We start from the raw sequence: 19,537 nt of genomic DNA, 5'->3' as shown, positions 1-19,537 counted from the left end.
GTTTTGCGTGTCGGATCGGGTTTATAACCACAGCGCGGGGCTGTCCACATGGCATTGGAAAAACGCGCAGTTTGCACAGCATGTGCGCTACACAGGAACCTTGCGCAGCACGTCACCAGTTCGGATGACGCCATCCTGTTCAATGGAACACAAAAGACCCCGAAACCTGTATTCTTTGTGTTCGGGATAGCGCACCCAGTCAAAAACGTCTTTTCCGTATCGCGCTTTCCATTTCACACAGGCATCGTTGAACACTTCCGACACTCGGATCACAGCCGAGCCGACGGACAAAAGTTGTCCTTCAGGCATGTTTGCCTCCGACGTGTCGATGTCCGCCGCGAATGTATCGCCAGGATGCAGCGCATCTCCTTCCGGTCGCCAAACCAGATCAAGCAACCGTTTGGGTATGATGCAAACTTGGATTCCGGGATGTGGATCGCCGTTGTCCAACCGGATCCACGGCTGAGTCAGCCAACGCTCGCCCGGAATACCCTTTGCCTTGGTGAGTGTGATTTCATCGACAAACTTGCGCGTGTTTCGTTTGGGGCGAAGGCATAAATGCGAGATGGCCGCCCCGTCTTTGGGAGCGGCCAGTATATGAGACAGGGCCTCACTCAGGTCTTCAAGCGTTGGCGTCAATCTTCGACTAGGTCCTCGTCGCCCGGTGGCATGTCGAAATCCAGACCATGCGCGGCGCGGATTTTGTCTTCGATCTCATAAGCGATGCGGTTGTTTTCCTTCAGGAAGGTTTTCGCGTTTTCACGCCCCTGCCCGATCCGCTCATCACCATAGCTGAACCAGCTACCGGATTTCTCGACCACGCCGGCTTTCACTCCCAGATCAAGCAATTCGCCCATCTTGGAAATGCCTTCGCCGTACATGATGTCGAATTCAACCTGCTTGAACGGTGGCGCCACCTTATTCTTGACCACTTTGACACGGGTCGCGTTGCCAACCACCTCATCGCGGTCCTTCAGTGAGCCGATACGCCGGATGTCCAAACGCACGGAACTATAGAACTTAAGCGCATTACCGCCGGTTGTGGTTTCCGGCGAACCGAACATCACACCGATCTTCATCCGGATCTGGTTGATGAAAATAACCATGCAGTTGGAACGCGCGATCGACCCCGTCAGTTTCCGCATCGCCTGGCTCATCAGACGGGCCTGAACACCCACGTTACTATCGCCCATGTCGCCTTCAAGCTCGGACTTAGGTGTCAGCGCAGCAACCGAGTCGACCACAACCATGTTCACGGCACCGGAACGCACAAGCGTGTCGGTGATTTCCAGCGCCTGCTCACCTGTATCCGGCTGCGAAATCAGCAATTCGTCCAGATTCACGCCGAGCTTTTTCGCATACTGCGGATCCAAAGCGTGTTCCGCATCAACAAACGCGCAAACACCACCCTTCTTCTGTTCTTCCGCAATACAATGCAGGGTGAGAGTGGTTTTACCCGAACTTTCCGGTCCGTAAATCTCAACGATACGACCCTTCGGCAACCCACCTATTCCGAGGGCGATATCGAGACCCAAAGACCCCGTCGAGGTGGATTCGATCTCTTGCGCCGGATTATCGGCGCCGAGTTTCATGATCGAGCCCTTCCCGAACTGACGTTCGATCTGTGCCAGAGCGCTGTCCAGCGCCTTTTGTTTGTCGGGGGAATTCTTCTTGCTGCTCATTGTCAAAAGATCTGCCGTTGCCATTGTGCTTGGCTCCTTATTCCATACCCGCGGACGGGCGGCAATCATTGCCTGCGTTCACCTCTTGTTCTCAATTCTTATGAGATCAAAAGGAGAACAAATCAACAAAAAAACGATGACCCAAGCTTTTTACATCAATGGTTAACGAGTGGTTTACAAAGCAGACACAAATAGGAGAAAACCATATAACCCTTTGTCTGAGGCGCAGTAGATGCTTGTTTTCTGGAATAAAAAGTTGGTTTTCCTCTCGGTTCCGAAAACCGGAACAACAGCCATAGAAGAGGCTTTGGCCCCGAGTGCGGACATGGTGATTTCCCATCCACCCGAACTCAAACACGCGCCTCTGTACCGCTACAACAGATTCTTTCGGCCAATGTTTGAGCGCGCCTGTAAGACGGACGACATGGAAACGATGGCGGTGATGCGAGAACCAATCAGCTGGCTTGCAAGCTGGTACAGATACCGGCGCCGGGAAGACCTTCGTGGTTTGCCAAACTCAACCGAGAATGTGTCCTTCGAAGAGTTCGTACAAGAGTACATGAAGGGTGATCGTAAAGCGTCCTTTGCCAATGTCGGCAGTCAGGCCAAGTTTCTTGAGCCGCGCAAGAACGGGGTCAAGGTTGACCATTTGTTCAGGTACGAAGATCAGGAGGCGCTGATCGGTTTCCTGGAACAGCGGCTCGAAATGAAAATCAATTTGCCACGCCGCAACAGTTCTCCGGACATGCCTCTGTCGCTTTCGCCAGACACGCGCACAAAACTTCAGCGCAAATGCGCTGAAGAATTCGAGCTTTACGAAAGCCTGGGTTAACCCGTCTTGATCTTGGACTGCACAGCCTCGGTAAGGTCGCCAAGGCTGAACGGTTTGGGCAGGAAGCTGGAGTTGGTGATCCGCGCCTGATCATCGCTAAAGCTGTCTTCAGCATAGCCGGAAACGAAGATCACAGGCACGTCGGGATAGACTTCACGCGCCTGACGCACCCATGTCGGACCGTCGACACCAGGCATGATCACGTCTGTTACGAAAACATCCACATTGGGTCGTTCCGTTTCCAAAAGTTCGATGGCTTCCTCGCCCGACCCAGCTTCCAGCACAGTAAAGCCGCGCATTTTCAAAGCCCGTGTCGCAAAGGACCGCACCGGCGCCTCGTCCTCGACCAACATCACAACACCGCTGTGGCTAACCGATGCCTCTTTGGCTTTCGCGGGTGCCTGCTCGACCGGAGCAGCATCCTCATCGCCCAAATAGGCTGGGAACATCAGAGAGAACCGTGTGCCCACGCCTACTTCGCTATCAACAAAGATATAGCCGCCGGTTTGCTTCACGATGCCATAAGCCGTCGACAGGCCCAGCCCTGTACCTTCACCCGTCTTTTTGGTTGTGAAGAACGGCTCAAACACCTTCTGAAGCTTGTCCGGAGCAATACCTGTACCTTCATCAGTGACACTGATCGACACGTATTTCCCAACCGGAACCACTACGCGGTCGCGCTCAAGCGGCTCGACAAGGTCGAGCCCTTCAGTAACCACACGGATTTCGCCGCCGTTTGGCATTGCATCGCGTGCGTTGACCACAAGGTTCATCAGCACTTGTTCAAGCTGTCGCTTATCCGCGCGGATAGCGGGAAGAACCGGGTCGTTGCTCAGGCTGAGCGTAACCTTTTCGCCGACAAGTCGGTTCAGGAGATGAGTCAAATCCGCTAGCGAGTTGCGAAGGTCAACGATCTCCGGCCGCAGGTTTTGCTTCCGCGAGAAGGCCAGAAGTTGACCGACGAGAGCAGCAGCGCGATTGGCGTTCTGATTGATCTGGATCAGGTCTGCAAAATCCGGATCACCTTGATCATGGCGCAGCAACAACAAGTCGCAATGCCCTGAAATCGCAGTCAAAAGGTTGTTGAAGTCATGCGCCACGCCCCCTGCAAGCTGACCAATTGCCTGCATCTTTTGGCTTTGCACAAACTGTGCTTCAAGCGACTTCAATTCGGTTGCATCGCTGAGAACAGCGATCAGCGAACTCGTGTCGCCTTCGACAACACGGTTCAAACTGACCTGAACGAAGGCTTCTTTTTTGTCGCTTTTCAGGCGGAGAAACTCTGAATGGTGACCGCCGCGACCGGACGCCGCCTCGGCAAGCCAGTCAACGATGGAGCGTCCCAGCCCTTCCAGAAGATCGTCAAGAAGGGTTTCTTCAGTCAGCTGATCATCCAACAGCCCCCTGGCCGTGCGATTGGCCATCAGGACTTTGCCCTCTCGGTCAAGCTTGAGAAGCGCGACAGGTAGTTCGTCAAACAGAACCGCCCCTTCACGCACGACCGGAACTTCCGTCGGCAACAGGTAAATTTCCCGACGCCCCGCCGTGGCTTCGAATTCGGCAACAAGGCACTGTTGCTCGCCACCAGCTGTCATAACCATAGTCGCCTCGTTTGGAGAACCTGATCGGTCTCCGAACACATCGGCCAGCGTTTTCTTTCGTTCCCCCAAAAGCGTCCGCGCCGCAGGGTTCATGAAAAGAATCGTTCCGGAGCGGCCAACCGTCAGCATCGGCAGTCTCGGCGCTCCGGACTGCGGAGCCTCGGCTGTCTGATGTTGTATCTCAAACGCCCAGTGAACCGATCCGCTCGGCATGCGAGACACGGTGACAACAAGCGACCCATCGCGCTGCGGAACCGTTTCCTGACCATGCCCAACCTCTGCAGCAACGTCCAAAAGTCGCGTAACAAGGCCTTCGCCGTCTACGGCGCGACGTTTTGCAAAATCTGCGACAAACTCATCAGATGCCTTCGAATGCGCCTGCGCCGCGGCATTAACAAAAAGAATGGTGCCGGAACTATCCGTCAGAATTTGTTCGGTTTTTTCCCTATCCGACAGGGCCTTGACCAAATCGATCTCCACCGCTGAGCCGTCGGCGATGCGCGCTGTTCGAAACCGTAAAACCAACAGCGACAAAAGGATGACCACAGCGGTCCCGATCAAAATCATTTGCAACATGGCGTCGTCCAAAATCAAGGATGCCCCCAGAAGTGCCATAGCGGCTCCTCCGAATGGAACCGCCCGCTGACGAAATTCACTCGCCACAGGAGTTTTTGGGCTTGCTGCCCCAACAGATATGTTCACGTCTGCACCTAGAATACCAATTGTTATGGTTAATATGCGTCAGACATTGTTAAACGCACCTTAACACACAAGAGGATCGTGCTCGTTTTGGGGAACTTAGGCTGACTTGCGCCGAAGTTTGGCAACAAAAAACCCATCGCCGCCTTCGCGCATCAGAAATTGACGGTTTTCGACGATGCTCCACTCAGGAAAACGCGTGACAAATGTCGAAAGCCGTTCGAGGTTTTCAGAAGTCAAAACCGAGCATGTAGCATAGACGAGCGTGCCTTTATGCGTGACCAACTGGGCGGCTTTGTTCAAGATCTCATCCTGGAGCGCATTCAGGTTGATCAAATCCTGTTCCTTGAACCGCCACTTGGCATCCGGAGTTCGCCTCCACGTACCGCTGCCGGAACATGGGACATCACAAAACACCAGATCATAAGGCGCCTGGGCCTCGGCGTCTGCCAGCGTTGAAATCTTCACCCCCGCGCGTTTTGCTCTGGCGGGTAAATCACGCAGACGTGCCACATGGGCGTCATGAGCAAAAAACCGGCCGTCACAACGCGCTGCCATTGCCAAAATCTTGCCGCCACCTCCAGCACAATAGTCCATTATTTTCAGACCATTAGATAACTCTAATGACGCGATCGCGGCCTGACTTGACGCGTCTTGCAGTTCCACAAGGCCGTCCCTGTAAGCGACGCTTTGCGAAACACGCCGCGCACCTTCCGTTACCTTCAAAGCTGTATCGGCGAGGTCCATCGGTTCGGTTTGAATATCGTCACGACGAAGGACATCTTGAGCACCGGCCAGCGTGCATTTTTTGAGATTCACCCGCAAGCAGACCGGCGCCCGTGCGCGCAGCGCCAAAACGGTCTCCTCAAAATCTCTGCCAAGACTTTCACGCAGGTGTGGCACCAACCAATCCGGAAGGTCGACCGGCAACTCAGCTGGTTCCGGATGAGCTTTCTCTGAATCGGTCAGTAACGCTGGCGCATAGCCCTCGCCAGAAAACAGTGTTTCCGGTTCGGCATCGGCAAGCCTCAAGACGCCAAGCATTACTCCGCGCCCGTCTGCCGCACCGCCAACAGCCGCCGCCGATCTGCGTTGGCGCAAGCCGTCAAAAACATGGTCGCGTACAGCCGCACGGTCTTTTGAACCGGCAAACCGGCTGCGACGTGCCCAGCCGGTAAGAGCTTTCTCAGCGGGCGCGCCAGCAAAAATCTCATCGAGTATCTCGATCGCTGCGCCGACACGCGCCGCCGGTGTCATCAGCCGACCCGATAGTTTGGCGCTTCTCGGGTGATCTGCACGTCATGCACGTGGCTTTCTTTCAGCCCCGCACCTGTGATTTTCACGAATTTGCAGTTCTTGCGCATCTCTTGGACCGTTGCATTGCCGGTATAGCCCATTGCTGCTCTGAGTCCGCCAACCAGCTGGTGAATGACCGTTCCAGCCGGACCTTTGTAGGGCACCTGCCCTTCGATCCCTTCTGGCACCAACTTGTCGCTTGCCGCATCTTTCTGGAAATACCGGTCAGCGGAACCTCGCGCCATAGCGCCCAAGGACCCCATACCGCGGTACGATTTGAAAGAACGGCCTTGATAAAGGATCACTTCGCCCGGGCTTTCGTCCGTGCCGGCGATCATCGAACCCACCATCGCGCAGGAAGCACCGGCAGCGATCGCCTTGGCGAAGTCGCCGGAGAACTTGATGCCGCCGTCCGCGATCACAGGCACTTCGCCCGCCGCCGTCGCACAGTCATCAATCGCGGTCAACTGCGGAACACCTACGCCAGCAACCATGCGGGTCGTACAAATCGAGCCTGGACCAATACCAACCTTGACCGCGTCTGCTCCCGCATCGATCAGCGCTTTCGTCGCGTCGCCGGTGGCCACGTTGCCCGCAATCACCTGTACAGAATTGGAAAGCGCCTTTACGCGCTTCACGGCGTCCAGAACGCCTTCCGAGTGGCCGTGAGCCGTGTCTACAACGACAATGTCCACACCCGCGTCGATCAGCATTTCGGAGCGTTCAAATCCGCTGTCCCCAACCGAAGACGCAGCCGCAACGCGCAGGCGGCCAAGTTCGTCCTTACATGCAGTTGGGTTCAATACGGCCTGTTCGGTGTCTTTGAGTGTCAAAAGACCCGTTAGCTTGCCTTGCCCGTCATGCACCAGCAGCTTTTCAATCCGCCGCGCACGCATCAGGCTTTTTGCCTCTTCAAGATCCGCAGGTTCCGCCAGCATCGCGAGGTCGTTGCTGGTCATCATTGCGTGAACGGGTGTGTCATCCGACTGCGCAAAACGCATGTCGCGGTTGGTCACAATTCCAACGACCCGCCCCATTTCGTCGACAACAGGGAACCCCGTAAAGCGGTAGCGTTCAATCAAGGCTTTTGCATCCGCCAGCGTCTGGTTCGGGGTCAACGTGACTGGATTGTAGACGATGCCGCTCTCGAAACGTTTCACACGTCGCACTTCTCGAGACTGAGTTTCCGCATCAAGGTTCTTGTGGATCACGCCCATTCCGCCGGCCTGAGCCATTGCAATCGCCATCCGGCTTTCTGTCACAGTGTCCATTGCCGAACTCAAAAGCGGAATATTGAGATCAATGGCTTTCGTTACGCGCGTGCGTGTGTCCGCAGTCGTCGGAAGGACCGAAGACGCAGCAGGAACAAGCAGAACATCATCGAAAGTTAGCGCCTCACGAATCTCCATCGCAAATCTCCTTGGGGGAACCTCGTTTGGCACGTCCCTATCGCATGGCTAAGCCCTGTGGAAAACCCCTAATCGGGCATTAACGAAGCTTGTTTCGTAACCTGCGCGTGAATTTGTGCCTGAGCCTTTGAATCGCCTTCCAAGTCCGATCATGCCGCCCTTTGGCGAATACATGCCGCTCCTTGCCTTTCGTCGGCTTTAGCGGCAGGTATTCTGCGAACAAGCGAACAGACTTGAGGCCGCATCATGAGCAGCGATCCATTGGTGATTTTTACCCCATCCGGAAAGCGTGGAAACTTCCCAAAAGGTACGCCTATTCTCACTGCCGCCCGGCAGCTTGGCGTCGACCTCGATAGCGTCTGTGGTGGCCGTGGTATATGTTCCAAATGTCAGATCACTCCATCTTATGGAGAGTTCCCGAAACACGGCGTGACAGTCGCCGACGATGCGCTTTCGGAATGGAACGCCGTCGAACAACGGTACGATGACAAACGCGGTTTGCCCAAAGGTCGCCGCTTGGGCTGTCAGGCAACTGTTCAGGACGACATCGTGATCGATGTTCCACCGGAGTCGCAAGTTCACAAACAGGTTGTTCGCAAGCGCGCCGAGGTTCGTGACATTACACTTAACCCAACGGTCAAGCTCTCTTATGTCGAAGTCGAAGAACCGGATATGCATAAGCCGTCAGGTGATCTTGAACGGCTGATGACAGCGCTGAAAGCTTCCACGGGGCATGACCACATCGAAGTCGACACACACTTGCTGCGCCCGCTGCAACCGATTTTGCGAAAAGGCAAATGGACGGTCACTGCCGCAGTTCATCAGGGTCGAGCGGATACAACACCTCGTGTGATCGCCCTTTGGCCAGGCTTTTTTGACAAGCCCCTGTTTGGTCTGGCCGTCGATCTGGGCTCGACCACCATCGCTGGCCACCTGTGCAACTTGGAGACCGGCGAGGTCGTTGCGTCATCCGGCCTGATGAACCCGCAGATCCGCTTCGGCGAAGACCTCATGAGCCGCGTCAGCTATGCGATGATGAACAAAGGCGGCGATATCGAGATGACCAATGCCGTTCGCGATGGCCTCAACCAGCTTGTCACCGATATCGCGACCGACGCCGCCATCGAAAAAGACCAAATTCTGGACTCGGTGTTCGTTATGAACCCGGTCATGCACCACCTTTTCCTCGGCATCGACCCATTCGAACTCGGGCAAGCTCCCTTTGCGCTGGCAACCTCTGATGCACTAGAACTCACGGCATCTGAAATCGGTTTGGAAATTGCGGATGGCACCCGGGCCTATCTTTTGCCCTGCATCGCGGGTCATGTGGGCGCGGATGCCGCCGGCGTCGCGCTTTCGGAAGCTCCTAACAAATCGGATGACCTTGCGCTGATTGTTGACGTTGGCACCAACGCCGAAATCCTTTTGGGTGACAAAGACGGGGTCATGGCTTGTTCCTCACCGACCGGCCCTGCTTTCGAAGGCGCCCAGATCAGTTCAGGTCAACGTGCGGCCCCCGGCGCAATAGAACGGGTGGAAATCGACCCGGTCACAAAAGAGCCTCGCTTCCGCGTCATCGGGTCCGAACTCTGGTCAAATGAGGACGGCTTCGCAGAAGCCATTGCAACCACCGGTGTGACCGGCATTTGCGGCTCCGGGATCATCGAGGTGATCGCGGAAATGCGCATCGCTGGACTGGTAGACGCGTCCGGTTTGATCGGGTCAGCTGAACAAACCGGCACCAGCCGGTGCTTTCTGGACGGCCGCACAAACTCCTATCGACTTTGGGATGGAGACGAGGACCAGAAGCCGATCACTGTGACCAACGCAGACATCCGAGCCATCCAGATGGCGAAGGCGGCGCTTTACTCCGGCGCACGCTTGCTGATGGACAAGCGTGGCGTTGACAAGGTCGACCGCGTTGTTTTGGCAGGTGCTTTCGGTGCCCACATTTCTGCGAAGCACGCCATGGTGCTTGGCATGATCCCCGACTGCCCCTTGGACAAAGTCACCTCTGCGGGTAATGCCGCTGGAACCGGAGCACGGATCGCGCTTTTGAACCGTGATGCCCGCGGAGACATCGAAACACTTGTCCGCCAGATCGAAAAAATCGAGACCGCTGTCGAGCCGCGGTTCCAAGAGCATTTCGTGAATGCATCGGCATTGCCGAACTCAGCCGATCCCTTCCCAATCCTCCGTGAGGTAGTGAGCTTGCCCGATGTCAGCTTCAATACAGGCGGCGGTGATGCCGCATCAGGAGGGGGTAGACGCCGGCGCCGGCGCGGCTGACTGGACCCCATACCCAATTGATCAAACAGGGCGATCCGCTTAGGGTCGCCCTATATTTTTTGCCTGCCCTTTTTTAGAAAGCCATTTTCATGTCCCGCAAACTCATCATCTGTTTTGACGGCACCGGCAACGAAGTAGAAAGAAACGAAAGCAATATTCTGCGCCTCTACAAGTGCCTGAAGCACGACGACACCCAGCTGGTATACTATGAACCCGGCGTTGGAACACTCTCGACACGCCCGTTTGCCCGCACGCCCTTTGCCAAGTTGCGCCTTGGCTTGGGATTGGCTGCCGGTCTGGGCCTGCACGAAAACGTCATGCACGCTTACAAATTCCTCTGTGACAATTACGAGGAAGGCGACAGGCTGTACTTTTTTGGATATTCCCGTGGAGCTTACACCGCCCGTGTGCTTGCCGGCTTCATCAATGATTTTGGCCTGGTGGCCCCACACGAAATGCATTTGATCGGACCAGTGTTCAAAACTTGGCGCAAAATCCCGAAGGACGCCGACCGCGAAGCCTACGCTCCGTTGCGCATCTCGGAACAGTTTTTCCACATCAGGCGCCCGTCGATCCGGCTTTTGGGCCTATGGGACACAGTCAGCTCGATGATCCGCATCCGGCTCAAGTGGGGAACGTTTCTCGAGTTTGGGTCTAACTCGAGCGTAAACGAAAACCCGTCCGTAAAAGCTGTCCGGCATGCCTTGTCGATCGACGAAACCCGACGCTTCTTTCGCCATCAGTTCTGGACCGAAGGCCAAGACTACCACGGAACCCGCTTCAAATCGAAACCGAACCCTCCCAAGCAGGACGTGAAACAGGTCTGGTTCCCAGGCACGCACACGGACGTCGCGGGATCTGTCCCGGAAACCGAAGCCGGACTGTCCAAAGTCACAATGGTCTGGATGCGTAACGAACTTGATCAACTCGGCGTGGACAAACTTGAGTTCCGCGAACAGTTCTATAACCGCTACGTGCTTGGTGTCGAAGACAAGGTTACGCAACGCATGGGACTGAAAATTTCAAAGCCGGACCCGCTGGCACCGCTGCACAGCCAGATGAAGTTGCGCAAATTCTGGCCTGTTTTGGAGATTGTTCCACGCCTCGTATCGCGAAGCCGATGGCCAGATCAAAAGGGTTGGTTTGGTTACTATTTCCCACTCGCACAAGAGCGGTACATTCCAAAGGGCAGCCACATTGATGCCTCCGCTTTCGAGCGGCGCAAGAATATTCCAGACTACGCGCCCGAAAACCTGCATGCCTTCTCCGAAGAAGACGCGCCGTCATAAATCACCTCCCCTTGGGTCAAGATTGTTCGGCGCCATCGCTCTCGTTAGGTTAGTGAAAATTCATTAGCCTTCGGAGCCCATATGTCGATCACGCAATACGAAGTCGTTGGCAAAACCGCTGTCCTGACGCTGTGCAATGGCGAAAATCGCCAAAACCCGGCTTTTGCAGCCGCCATGCTGGATGCAATTCAAAAGGTCGAAGAAGACAAAACCGTGCGGTCGTTTGTCATCACATCAAATGACGAAAAAAACTGGTCTCAGGGCATCGATCTGAACTGGATGATGGGAGCGCAGCAATCAGGAAAGTCTGACGAAATCCAAGCGTTCCTGCGAGACATGAATACGGTTTTCGGGAAGTTGCTGACCTTACCCGTTCCGGTAGTTGCTTCGATCACCGGCCATGCCTTCGGAAACGGTGCAATGCTGGCAAGTTGCTGCGACTTCCGTTTCATGCGCGCGGACAGAGGCTATTTTTGCTATCCCGAAGTAGACGTAAACATCCCGTTCCTGCCGTCAATGGTTGCATATATCCGCAAGGCCGTACCGGAACACCGGTTCAACGAAATGGCCCTTACCGGACGCCGTCTAACCGCAGACGAGGCTGCAGCTGACAATATCCTCATGGCCGCCCTGCCCGACGCCGAAACCACCCGAAAAGCTGCGATGGACTACGCTGCCGCGTTCAACAAGGGACGCGGGATATTCGGCATGCAGAAACAGCGCATGCATGGTCACATCCTGGAAACAATGAGAAACGAAGACGAGCCGCTGATCGAAGCAATGGCTGTGACCGCATAAAACCGTGCAAACAAAAAGCGCGGCCATTGACGCGGCTGCGCGATATCTCTAGCTAATTTCCGCACGGTTGCGGGTATGGTGAAAAGGTATCACACGAGCTTCCCAAGCTCTTGTTACGGGTTCGATTCCCGTTACCCGCTCCAATTCCACACAAATAGTTACAAATTGATTCTCTCCGGCTCCAAAACCGAAGAGACACGTCTCGGATCAGGGATTGATCAACCGCATTTGTGGTTCACGGTCGAGACTTTCCGACACCGCCATCGCAGCGCGCAATGCAAATCCCACTGCAACCCCAGCGTGAAAATCATTCCGCTCACGACCGTCAACTTCAGCCATATCAACGTGGTTTTCGTCTTTGATTACAGCGACTTCTTTGCCATCCTCGCGATCCCCATGACGCGGATCAAACCCCAGCTTTTCCGACAAAACTTCCATAGAGCAGGTATAACACCGCCCTTTGTTTGCCGTTTCATAGAAGCCAATCTCTTTGTCGCACTCGATGCACCGCGCCATTGCGCCACCCCATGTTGCCTTAACCCCAGCGCCCCGCTTTCAATAATTTGCGAGGCAAAATTGATTTATGTGACCAATTCTTAACCGAAACTTAAAATAAGGCAAATTTTGGGCAGAATGGATAATTTCTCGGCGATTACAAAATTCAGTCCCGAATGTGCAGTATGCGTTCCAGAAGCCGAAAGGTAGATCCGCTGGTGCCGTCGGGAACCCCTTTTCCTTCGACAGCGGGTACCAACCCGCCAGCGAGTTCCTTGCCAAGCTCCACACCCCATTGATCGAAAGAGTTTATGCCGTAAATCACGCCCTCCACGAACACGCGATGCTCGTACAAGGACACGATCTGACCCAGAACATAAGGCGTCAGCCTCGGATACAGCAAAGTTGTCGAAGGCCGATTGCCCGAGAACACCCGATGCTTGGCCAACTGGTCAAGCTGACGGCCGGACATCCCCTTTGCCTCCAACTGTGCCCTCGCCTCTTCTTCCGAACGCCCGCGCAACAGAGCTTCGGATTGCGCAAGACAGTTCGCCACCAACGCGCGATGATGCTCCATCAACTCCGGTTCATGCCCCTCGGCACCTACCATGAATTCGCAGGGCACAACCTGCTGCCCCTGATGGATCAACTGATAGAATGCGTGTTGCCCGTTGGTCCCGGGCTCACCCCAAACAACAGGTCCTGCCACCCTATCAAGGGCGCTGCCGTCCAAAGCGACCGACTTGCCATTGGACTCCATTTCCAACTGCTGCAAGTAGGCAGGCAAACGCGCCAAACGCTGTTCATAGGGCAGGACAGCACGCGTTCCATGTCCGCAAACCTGTTGGTTCCAAATACCGACCAGCGCCAGCATTACCGGCATATTTTCAGAAAACTCGGCAGTCTTGAAATGGTTGTCCATCGCCTGAGCGCCGCGCAGGAACTTTTCAAAAGCGCCTGGACCGACCGCCAGCATTATAGAAAGTCCGATCGGCCCCCACATAGAGTATCGACCACCAACCCAATCGCCAAAACCGAACACGCGTTCAGCCGGAATACCGAACTCAGCGCATTTCTCGACCGCAGAGGAAATCGCCACAAACCGCTCTAGGGCGGACTCACCACCGGCCCACTTCAACGCCGACCGCGCATTCAGCATGGTTTCCTGCGTTGTGAATGTCTTGGACGCGACAATGAACAATGTGCTCGCCGGATCAAGACCGGCCAGCGTATCGGTCAAATCTGCACCGTCCACATTCGAGATAAAATGGCACTTTGGCCCATCGTGATAGGGTGCCAAGGCCATGACAGCCATCAAAGGTCCCAAATCCGACCCCCCGATCCCGATGTTCACAACGTCTGTTATGTGGCCAAAACTTCCGTCCCTGACGGATCGGGCGAACGCGGCCATCCGCTCGCGCGTGGCATTGACGTCAGGGAGAATATCTTGTCCGTCCACCAGAACCGGTTGACCATCTAGGGCGCGTAAAGCGGTGTGTAAGACAGACCGGCCCTCGGTTTCATTGATCGCCTGCCCTCCAAACATCGCAGAACGTTTGCCTGCCACGTCGGCGGCTTCCGCCAACGCAAGCAATGCGGCGCGCCCAATGTCATCAATCGAGGTCTTGGAGTAGTCGAAAAGCAGGCCATCGGCTTCTATGCAAAAGGAGTCGGCACGAAACGCATCTGCTTTGAACAAATCCGAAATCCGGCGCTTTTTTGCGCTTTCAGCCATCGCATCCAATTCTGCCCACATGGCTTTACCCCTTGCTCCAGTGAATCTGCGCGCCGTCCAGAACCGCCTTGATCGGTGCCTCCCGGGGAGACAAGCCTCGCGCCTGTACTAGCGCTTCTTTTTTGTCATCCCCCTTGATCAGGACGTGCTTGCGCATCGCACCATCCAGCACGCGTGCCGACAACGTGACACGCACATCCGGCAAACCGGCTTTTCGGACTGGTACCAGAACCGGCGCATCTGCCGCCAAGGCCGCTTCAAGCCCATCGCTGTCAGGAAACAGAGAAGCCGTATGCATATCCGCGCCCATGCCCAGCACCGCAATGTCGACTGGCATGGCTCCAATCAAGGCCGCTTCTATATCTGCCAGCACATCTTCGGGTTTCTCGGCTGGCGCGAAAAACGGGAAGAACCTTGCACCGACCGCGCGGTTGGTCACAAGGCGGGCTTTGACAAGGGCTGTGTTTGAACGTTCATGGTCTTCCGGAACCCAACGTTCATCGGTCAGCATGACGTCTACACGCTCCCAAGGCAGGTCGACGGCACTCAAAGCGTCGAAGACCGGACCCGGCGTGGTGCCACCGGGGACAGCCAAGGTTACGCGATCTTTGGTGTGCAGAGCTTCTGACAAATCTTCGGCCAGCACATTCGCCACATCCATCATCATGATGTCCGTATCGGGATACTCGATGATCTTCACTTGCTTAGTCCTTTCCAGTCGCGTCCGTCACGACGCATCATTAGCGTCGCGTCATCAGGACCGGCGCTATAGGCATCATATGGTTTTGGCACGTCGCCCCTGGCTTCCCAGCCCCGAATGATCGGGTCTGTCCAAGCCCAGGCTGCTTCCACTTCATCGTTGCGCATGAACAACGTCTGATTTCCGCGGATCACATCCATTATCAAACGTTCGTAGGCATCAGGCGCGTCTGCCGCCGGTCCAAGGGCCTCGGCAAAGCTCATATCAAGAGGCACATCCACAAGCCGCATGCCACCCGGACCCGGCTCCTTGATTGTAACGCCCAGCGTAATGCCTTCGTTGGGTTGCAACTGAATGGTCAATTCGTTGCGGTGACGCCCAGCTTCTGGCCCAAAAATGGAGTGTGGCGTGTCTTTGAAAACAACGGTGATCTCGCTGTCACGGTGACTAAGACGCTTGCCTGTTCGCAGGTAAAACGGCGTTCCAGCCCACCGCCAATTGTTCAGGTGGCACTTCAAAGCAATGAAGCTCTCTGTCTTGGATCGCTCATTCCCGACGTCTTCGCGATAGCTCAACGCGCCTTCTGAAGCGGTATATTGCCCGCGGACGATGTGATGAGGCTGTATCACATCGAGTGCACGAATGACTTTGAGTTTTTCATCACGAACCGCGTCCGGATCAAAGTGCGCCGGAGGCTCCATTGCAATCAGGCAAAGCAGCTGCATGAGGTGGTTCTGCACCATATCCCGCATCGCGCCAGCGCGCTCGTAGTACTCCCCTCGCCCTTCCACTCCCACGCTTTCCGCAACGGTGATCTGAATATGATCGATGTACTGCGCGTTCCACAAAGGCTCGAACAACATATTCCCGAAACGAACCGCCATCAGGTTCTGAACCGTTTCTTTGCCCAAATAATGATCGATCCGGTAGATTTGGCTTTCGTCGAAATACTGCGCCAATTGCGCGTTCAGCGCGCGCGCAGACTCAAGATCACGCCCGAAGGGTTTTTCGACAACCACACGGCTGTCCTCGTCGGTCAACCCAAACCGTTTCAGCCGTTCGGCAATATCTGAAAACAGCCCGGGTCCAACCGAGAAATAGAACGCGCGCACCGCATCTTCTGAGGCCGTTTGCCCAACCAGATCCGACAAAGACTGCCAGCCGCCTTCCCCGCGAGCATCAATAGACACGTAGTGGACCAGCGAACAGAAACCGGCCACTGTGTCCTCGTCCAATGCCAACTCTCCTGCAAACTCGCGCAGGGCTTCCCGCACAAAGCTCCTGTAGGCTTCGTTGCTCAAGTCACGGCGCGCAGCTCCGATCAATCTACAGGTTTCCGACATTTGTCCCGCACAGAAACGCTTGTACAACGCAGGCAGAATCTTGCGCCGAGCCAGATCGCCCGTGCCACCGATCACAACAAGATCAAAGGCTTGAACCGGAATCGTCCTCGATACCATCGTCTTCGTCTTCCCCGCAGGCCACCTTCCCAGCAGCTCTTCATAGATTTCGTTAGCGCTAACGAATTTCGTTAGTCAGCATGTACCACCGCGACCTTATCATCGCAAGCGCCCATCACAACTCTGTCACTGTTCGGCAAAGCTCTTTACCAGCAACCTCGATAAGGGATACCCCCGATGCACCAAAAAGAAGTGACAGGCATATGAAAGACAACGCAGATCCCGCCAAGTTCGCCGATCCACACGTGACGGCCAAAGGCGACACCCGCGCCACTGTAGCGCTCACAGATCCGCAAACCCTTTGGTTCAATACCGGCACGCTCTGCAACATCGAGTGCGAAAATTGCTATATCCTGTCGTCCCCGACAAATGATGCCTTGGTATATTTAACCGCGAACGAGGTCAGCGATTACCTTGATCAGCTGGAGGCACGCAAATGGGGCGTCCGGGAAATTGGGTTCACCGGTGGCGAACCTTTCATGAATCCGGAAATGGTCGAAATGACCCGTCGCGCGCTGGACCGTGGATATGAGGTCTTGATCCTCACCAACGCGATGCAACCGATGCAACGCAAACGCGTGAAAGCCGAATTGCTTGAGTTGAAGGAGGCTTACGCCGAAAAACTCACTTTCAGAATTTCAGTAGATCACTACGGACCGGAATTACACGACAAGGAACGCGGTCGGGGTAGCTTCGAGCGCACTCTCGAAGGCATGAGATGGCTGCGCGACAATGGCTTCAAAATGGCCGTCGCCGGACGCACTGTTTGGGGTGAATCGGATAAAAATTCCAGAGACGGTTACGCCGAACTTTTCGACATCGAAAACTTTAATATCGACGCTCTAAATCCTGGAGAAACAGTGCTTTTTCCAGAAATGGATGAAACGGTTGACGTGCCGGAAATCACAACGGAATGCTGGTCGATCCTTAACAAGTCGCCGTCCGAAGTGATGTGTTCAAGCTCCCGAATGGTCGTGCGGCACAAAGGCGCTGGAAAACCGTCGGTGATTGCCTGCACGCTGCTGCCGTACGACACACAATTCGATCTTGGACATACACTTGAAGAGGCTGAACGCGATGTCGCGCTCAACCATCCTCACTGTGCAAAATTTTGTGTGCTCGGCGGAGCAAGCTGTTCCGCTTAAAGGTTCACGACGTGTCCATCGCGGGCGTTGGCCTTGCCTGTTGCAAGCGCGCTGTAAACTTCCGCGACGGCTTCCAAGCCATTGTGTTCCTTCAGGTCGAGCCAGGAACTTGCGTCTGACGCCAGCCGTTTCCAACCGGCAGTGATTTGACGTTCGATTTCACCAGGCCCCCACTCAGCACGACGCTTTTCGATTTGGCTGGGCGCAAAAAAGAATTCAGGTTTTACGCCAGCCAGCTCCTGCTTGGGCCGGAATTGGTCCCAATGGCTTGTGCCAACCGCGCTGGAATGGCGCAGTTCGTTTGCCAAATGGGTATGAAGGCGTTGCTTCACGTCTGCATTTCCAGACATGTCCACATAAACAGACGACACTTTGGGCAGGTTTTCGATTGCGTCGTAGGTCACAACGCTGTCGGCTCCCGATTGCGCGGCGACATAGTCAGCATTGCCCGAAGACGTCAGCCCAATCACCTTGACCGGCGCGCCTTCCAACTCGGACAGAAATTTGCACAGACCAAGTCCGGTTTTGGATGAAGCACTTCCTACAATCACCTGTTCTGCATCAAAAAATTTGTTGTCCTGAAGCCAGTCACTCAGCAGATAGGACGTTGCCAGAAGAGGCTGCAACAACGACTGGCACCCCTCTTCGGCTGCGCCTTTTTCCGCTGTTCGGGTATAGCGGTTGTAGACGACCGGCAACTTTGCCCGGTGCTCGCTGGCGTCCAACACTGTCTTGCCACCCATGTCTTGTGGCGTCATCACCATCGTGTCCGCCATCGGCCAGAAACCATAGAGCCTTTCTCCGACTTCAAGAACATCAGATGTGGTTTCAACGACCTCGGCAAACCCCCAGACCGGCACTATGCCCTGTCCGTCAATGCCGGTCGGAAAGAAATGCCAATACCCGATCACGAACCCCGTTGCGGCATATGTCACGTTGTTCGCGGTCAATGCAAACCGACGAATTTTCAGGCGCGCCTGCCCGTTCGCCAGTGGCGCATCCGCCACCTCTTGCAGCTGCGTTTTTGTAATGTTTGCCTGATCGACCAAAATGCGTTGCACGGCACGCCTCCCTCTAAGTCCAAGTGAACACTAGGCTGCGGCTGTCATCGGACCCAAGGCGTGACCGTCACAGGCAACGCCACGTCACACTGTTAGTTCAACTCCGGAGAACGCCAGTATTTGGTCCCCTCTGCATTGGCATTCACCCGCCAGCCCCGCTTGTCCAAAAGAAAGAACGATCGCCCGTTCACAAACCGCACCGTTTCGTCATCTCGACTATCGCCAGACATGCTCCCCAAGCCGGCCGTTGCATCATAGCCATTGACGACAAAGCTGTCGAAATCCGCCCGCGTTTCAAACAGGATGACAAATTGTGTTTCAAATCCGCCGATACCAAGCGCGGCCCCAACGCCGCCAGTCCCCATATTCATGTACGTCCGATCCCCATTAGGCGCCACAGCAACACCGCGACCATAGCCGGCGGACACCGGAAACACAGTGACCCTCCGCGTGTCAAAAGCTGCAAAGCCAGCGCTTGCCTCATAAAGCACAGCGGCATCCGCATTTTCCGCAAGAAGCCGCGCAAGAATTTGATCGGACATCGCATCCAGTCGCGCTCGGGTCTGCTCTGGTGTTTCCTCGTTCGACAGCAACTCACCCGTCGATTCAAGACTGTCCCCAACAGCCTGCGCGCCTTTGTTGATAGCCCCACCTACGGCTTGTGCGCCCTCGCCAATAGCTTCACCGGTGTTCTGCACACCCTGCCCGATTGCTTCGCCGGTCTGTGCCGCGCCCCTCTTGATCTTTTGCCAGGCATTCTCCGCCTGGACCTGTTGCGCACCACCGGCCCCAAGCATCAAAACAAGCGCATAAAGAACAGCAGATCTCGACATGTTTTTCCCTTCTGCATGACGGCAAGTGACACCTGTACTCTTGCGCAGAAATTGCTGCGTGAACAGACGGGAATTTGACAGGCAGAGAAATGGCCGGAAATCAGCCGCCAAACTCCTGCAAATTCAGGCGATTACCGGCAAATCAGCGCCTCAATCCATTGTACGGCACCTCAGCCATTGCACCCTATATCGTGCCTCTGATATACCATTTGT

Annotated in this window: 16 protein-coding genes and 1 tRNA gene; 6 read left to right on the top strand and 11 right to left on the bottom strand. The window is 55.3% G+C overall.

The window, feature by feature from the left end:
* Positions 1–87: 87 nt before the first annotated feature.
* Entirely contained in the window at positions 88–639 is a 552-nt protein-coding gene (locus BXY66_RS07045; RefSeq protein WP_132859434.1) for an MOSC domain-containing protein, read from the bottom strand.
* Positions 636–1,706 (bottom strand): recombinase RecA, encoded by a 1,071-nt coding sequence (recA, locus tag BXY66_RS07040; RefSeq protein WP_132859433.1) that lies wholly within the window; start codon positions 1,704–1,706, stop codon positions 636–638. Before recA ends, BXY66_RS07045 begins: the two co-directional genes overlap by 4 nt.
* A 208-nt stretch (positions 1,707–1,914) precedes the next feature.
* Here recA and BXY66_RS07035 point away from each other — a divergent pair, with 208 nt between their 5' ends.
* Positions 1,915–2,514: a sulfotransferase family 2 domain-containing protein gene (locus tag BXY66_RS07035; protein WP_132859432.1), complete on the top strand. Its 600-nt coding sequence runs from the start codon at positions 1,915–1,917 to the stop codon at positions 2,512–2,514.
* Here the strand turns inward: BXY66_RS07035 and BXY66_RS07030 are convergent.
* The 3 genes from BXY66_RS07030 to guaB form a co-directional block, all read right to left on the bottom strand.
* A complete protein-coding gene (locus BXY66_RS07030; protein WP_132859431.1) occupies positions 2,511–4,730 on the bottom strand; it encodes an ATP-binding protein in 2,220 nt (739 codons plus the stop codon). The two genes, BXY66_RS07035 and BXY66_RS07030, sit on opposite strands and share 4 nt — an antisense overlap.
* Before the next feature lie 183 nt (positions 4,731–4,913).
* Positions 4,914–6,071, bottom strand: a complete 1,158-nt coding sequence (locus BXY66_RS07025) for an RsmB/NOP family class I SAM-dependent RNA methyltransferase (protein WP_132859430.1) — start codon at positions 6,069–6,071, stop codon at positions 4,914–4,916.
* Complete coding sequence (guaB, locus tag BXY66_RS07020; RefSeq protein WP_132859429.1) at positions 6,071–7,519, bottom strand: IMP dehydrogenase; 1,449 nt, start codon at positions 7,517–7,519, stop codon at positions 6,071–6,073. Before guaB ends, BXY66_RS07025 begins: the two co-directional genes overlap by 1 nt.
* 246 nt (positions 7,520–7,765) lie before the next feature.
* On the opposite strand from guaB, the gene BXY66_RS07015 reads away from it, so the two are divergent.
* From BXY66_RS07015 to BXY66_RS07000, 4 genes are all read left to right on the top strand, one after another.
* Positions 7,766–9,808 (top strand): ASKHA domain-containing protein, encoded by a 2,043-nt coding sequence (locus BXY66_RS07015; protein WP_132859428.1) that lies wholly within the window; start codon positions 7,766–7,768, stop codon positions 9,806–9,808.
* Positions 9,809–9,897: 89 nt separating this feature from the next.
* Positions 9,898–11,097: a T6SS phospholipase effector Tle1-like catalytic domain-containing protein gene (locus tag BXY66_RS07010; RefSeq protein ID WP_132859427.1), complete on the top strand. Its 1,200-nt coding sequence runs from the start codon at positions 9,898–9,900 to the stop codon at positions 11,095–11,097.
* 81 nt (positions 11,098–11,178) lie between these two features.
* Positions 11,179–11,895, top strand: a complete 717-nt coding sequence (locus BXY66_RS07005; RefSeq protein WP_132859426.1) for an enoyl-CoA hydratase/isomerase family protein — start codon at positions 11,179–11,181, stop codon at positions 11,893–11,895.
* Between the two features lie 69 nt (positions 11,896–11,964).
* Positions 11,965–12,038: transfer RNA gene (locus BXY66_RS07000), tRNA-Gly, on the top strand.
* 64 nt (positions 12,039–12,102) lie between these two features.
* Here BXY66_RS07000 and BXY66_RS06995 read toward each other — a convergent pair.
* From BXY66_RS06995 to zwf, 4 genes are all read right to left on the bottom strand, one after another.
* Entirely contained in the window at positions 12,103–12,411 is a 309-nt protein-coding gene (locus BXY66_RS06995) for a hypothetical protein (RefSeq protein WP_132859425.1), read from the bottom strand.
* Between the two features lie 145 nt (positions 12,412–12,556).
* The gene (gene pgi, locus BXY66_RS06990) at positions 12,557–14,146 is read right to left on the bottom strand and encodes a glucose-6-phosphate isomerase (RefSeq protein ID WP_132859424.1); all 1,590 of its coding nucleotides are present in this window, start codon (positions 14,144–14,146) and stop codon (positions 12,557–12,559) included.
* Between the two features lie 4 nt (positions 14,147–14,150).
* A complete protein-coding gene (gene pgl, locus BXY66_RS06985) occupies positions 14,151–14,825 on the bottom strand; it encodes a 6-phosphogluconolactonase (protein WP_132859423.1) in 675 nt (224 codons plus the stop codon).
* Complete coding sequence (gene zwf, locus BXY66_RS06980) at positions 14,822–16,285, bottom strand: glucose-6-phosphate dehydrogenase (RefSeq protein WP_132859422.1); 1,464 nt, start codon at positions 16,283–16,285, stop codon at positions 14,822–14,824. The genes pgl and zwf overlap by 4 nt, the downstream gene beginning before the upstream one ends.
* 203 nt (positions 16,286–16,488) lie before the next feature.
* Here zwf and BXY66_RS06975 point away from each other — a divergent pair, with 203 nt between their 5' ends.
* Positions 16,489–17,430: a radical SAM protein gene (locus tag BXY66_RS06975; protein ID WP_132859421.1), complete on the top strand. Its 942-nt coding sequence runs from the start codon at positions 16,489–16,491 to the stop codon at positions 17,428–17,430.
* On the opposite strand, the gene BXY66_RS06970 is transcribed toward BXY66_RS06975, so the two are convergent.
* A complete protein-coding gene (locus BXY66_RS06970) occupies positions 17,427–18,491 on the bottom strand; it encodes a DUF2855 family protein (RefSeq protein WP_132859420.1) in 1,065 nt (354 codons plus the stop codon). The genes BXY66_RS06975 and BXY66_RS06970 overlap by 4 nt on opposite strands.
* A gap of 92 nt (positions 18,492–18,583) precedes the next feature.
* Positions 18,584–19,324, bottom strand: coding sequence for a lipid-binding SYLF domain-containing protein (locus tag BXY66_RS06965; protein WP_132859419.1), 741 nt, complete (start codon positions 19,322–19,324; stop codon positions 18,584–18,586).
* Between the last annotated feature and the right edge of the window lie 213 nt (positions 19,325–19,537).

The sequence above is a fragment of the Shimia isoporae genome (assembly GCF_004346865.1).
Taxonomy (GTDB): domain Bacteria; phylum Pseudomonadota; class Alphaproteobacteria; order Rhodobacterales; family Rhodobacteraceae; genus Shimia; species Shimia isoporae.
This window is presented reverse-complemented; position numbering and strand designations above follow the sequence as displayed.